Origin of the sequence: Microbulbifer epialgicus (assembly GCF_041447265.1) — a bacterium.
In the GTDB taxonomy this organism is placed as follows: Bacteria; Pseudomonadota; Gammaproteobacteria; order Pseudomonadales; family Cellvibrionaceae; genus Microbulbifer; species Microbulbifer epialgicus.
The window spans coordinates 1-2,175 of sequence record NZ_JBGMEK010000198.1 but is presented as its reverse complement, the minus strand read 5'-3'; the positions used below and the strand labels follow the sequence as shown (position 1 = coordinate 2,175).

General features: G+C 47.9%; 5 protein-coding genes. All 5 read right to left on the bottom strand.

Annotated elements, in window-relative coordinates:
- A partial coding sequence (locus tag ACCI49_RS24425; protein ID WP_371841861.1) for a DUF5675 family protein occupies nucleotides 1-211 on the bottom strand: 211 nt, incomplete at its 3' end.
- Nucleotides 212-231: 20 nt separating this feature from the next.
- Nucleotides 232-588, bottom strand: a complete 357-nt coding sequence (locus ACCI49_RS24420) for a hypothetical protein (protein WP_371841860.1) — start codon at nucleotides 586-588, stop codon at nucleotides 232-234.
- 330 nt (nucleotides 589-918) lie between these two features.
- Nucleotides 919-1,308: a hypothetical protein gene (locus tag ACCI49_RS24415; protein WP_371841859.1), complete on the bottom strand. Its 390-nt coding sequence runs from the start codon at nucleotides 1,306-1,308 to the stop codon at nucleotides 919-921.
- Entirely contained in the window at nucleotides 1,286-1,597 is a 312-nt protein-coding gene (locus ACCI49_RS24410; RefSeq protein WP_371841858.1) for a hypothetical protein, read from the bottom strand. Before ACCI49_RS24410 ends, ACCI49_RS24415 begins: the two co-directional genes overlap by 23 nt.
- Nucleotides 1,594-1,938 carry a dATP/dGTP diphosphohydrolase domain-containing protein gene (locus ACCI49_RS24405; protein WP_371841857.1) on the bottom strand — a complete coding sequence of 115 codons (345 nt, stop codon included), beginning with the start codon at nucleotides 1,936-1,938 and terminating at the stop codon, nucleotides 1,594-1,596. The genes ACCI49_RS24410 and ACCI49_RS24405 overlap by 4 nt, the downstream gene beginning before the upstream one ends.
- Between the last annotated feature and the right edge of the window lie 237 nt (nucleotides 1,939-2,175).

Sequence of the window (2,175 nt, the reverse complement as noted above, 5' to 3'; positions counted from 1 at the left end):
TTGAACGACCTGGGACTTCCTGTAGCTCCCATACGCTGGGGTATTTGGCTGAACTGTACGGGTTACACTGATAAACCCCCTCTGGTATACAGCTCTCGAATGGCTTATTACCTAGCCATGGGCGTTCTACGGTATAGAAAGTACGGTCACCGACACGTAGCCGGCCCAGAGTTGCTTCTGAGCCATAAGCAAATCGCGTTAATGTGAACATGATTATCTCGGGAGTGGTTTTTAATCAGATATAGGGTCAGGCATCACTGTCAATCTGACGGCTTTGATGTACTTGCGCCCTTCAAGAATTGCTTTGCAGACACGATGCCAACCGTCTGCAATATGTCCCTCTACATCCAAAATTATCGGATAACTCAGGTCAGCGTTGTTAACCCGGGTAACGTGATAAACAAAAGACTTTATGGTTGACCCATCCCAGGGGTTATCACCTATTGGAATTCCAGCTAAGGGCAAGTCAAAAGCTTCCTGGTCTTTCGCCAACTCTATGAGGTCTTCGACTCGATAGCTCTTTTTGCCGTCATGGTAATAGTTTTTGAATACATGAAACTCGCTAATCTTTAGCTTAGGTGCAGTCACAGCTGTTCCCTTAGAGCGGTTTTACTCGAATGCCCATCCAAGACTCTGGATAACCCATAAACTCATAATCGTCAGGATGGACAACAAGGTATCCCAGTTTGAATTCGTTATGTTGGGCCCACCTGTACCAGCGCTTGCTTATATTGAGTAAGCGCAGGAGTGGAGAGTCTTCAATCATTTGAAGTCCCAAATTTCAGGTATAAAAAAACCGGCTGGGGGGCCGGTTTAAGAAAGGATTCACGGTCGCTGCATGAAAACCTGAGCAGCTTTACATATATTAGCGTGTACACGTGTACACTGTCAATTAATACAGACTGTATTTAAATCCAGTTACGCAGCATTTTGCGCCAACAAAAAAGCTTCTAACGTCCCCTCTATCACTCGACACATATTTATCACCCAACTCTTGCTTTGCCCCGCTTTCTTGCACACATCAGGCATCTCCCACTGGTAGTAATATCGCAGCCAGAAAATCATCCCTTCGAGTTGCGCCTTCCCTTGGTCTCGACGCTTGCGCACTACACTCAGATATGCAAGCACCGCGGTGTCTGTCTTCTCAGCCCTCTCCCTATCAATTGGTGGTGGAGGCACTTCCGGATAACTGCTTTCCATGTTCTGGCAATATATTGATATACGGGGCCAGGATACTGAATCCCCTACCCTTTCCGGATAAGCTCGGGACCACTCCCACAATAAATCACGTATTGCTATTTCTGACATTGGCCACCCCCTGCTCGCTTAAAGCTATATCCATACTCTCTGCCGGCTTATCCTCCAAGAAGAGACTCCTCCAAGCCGGCTCCATAAGGTAGTGATACATGGGGAAAAGTATCGCTTTGAGGAGATATAGAGGGATGGCTATTAAGACTAAAATTACCACAACCAATCTCTCTATAATGGCGCGCCCCAGCCTTGCCACCTCAAAAAATGATTCGCCCCACAACTCAAAAATAATTTTACTTCCCCAATTCCAGCGATAGCAGAGTTTTAGCTTCTTCCATCTATTCATATCCCTGCCCTCACCTCTCTCAGTTCCAGCTCCAATTCAGCCAGAGCATTCCAGGCTTTATGAGCCTTGTGTAACAGCCCCGTTTCAGGGTCTTTTGTTTCGTGTCGCTCTTTTAGGTGGTGACGCCACAACGCATCGCGATAACGCTGCCTGCCATTAGGTACTTGCTGCCAGCCACCCCTGGTATATTTATTCGCCCCGAATGTCCCCACTTCAGCGACCGCCATTAATGCCAGGGAGAAATCATCAAGAACCCCGGCCATGATTTTCCCCTCGTCACATTTCGCCCCTGGTTCGTGGGGGTCTTTGCCGTTGGGGTCACGCTCCATCGTTTCAGTCATGCTTCCTCTCCCCCTTCTGATTCCTTTAGGCTCCCTCCCCCAAACAAAACAGCTACAAACAAGAACCAACCCCAACCGTCATGTCCTTTAGATATCATTGATACTGCTGCAAAAATGCAGGCCAAAGCGCAAAGCATCCGGCCTATGATTAGTATTTGGATACTCACTCCACCCCTCCTCACACTGTATAAACTTCACGGCGCCGGGCGCTGGTAGTGCCTGGCTCTAAGTTATCAA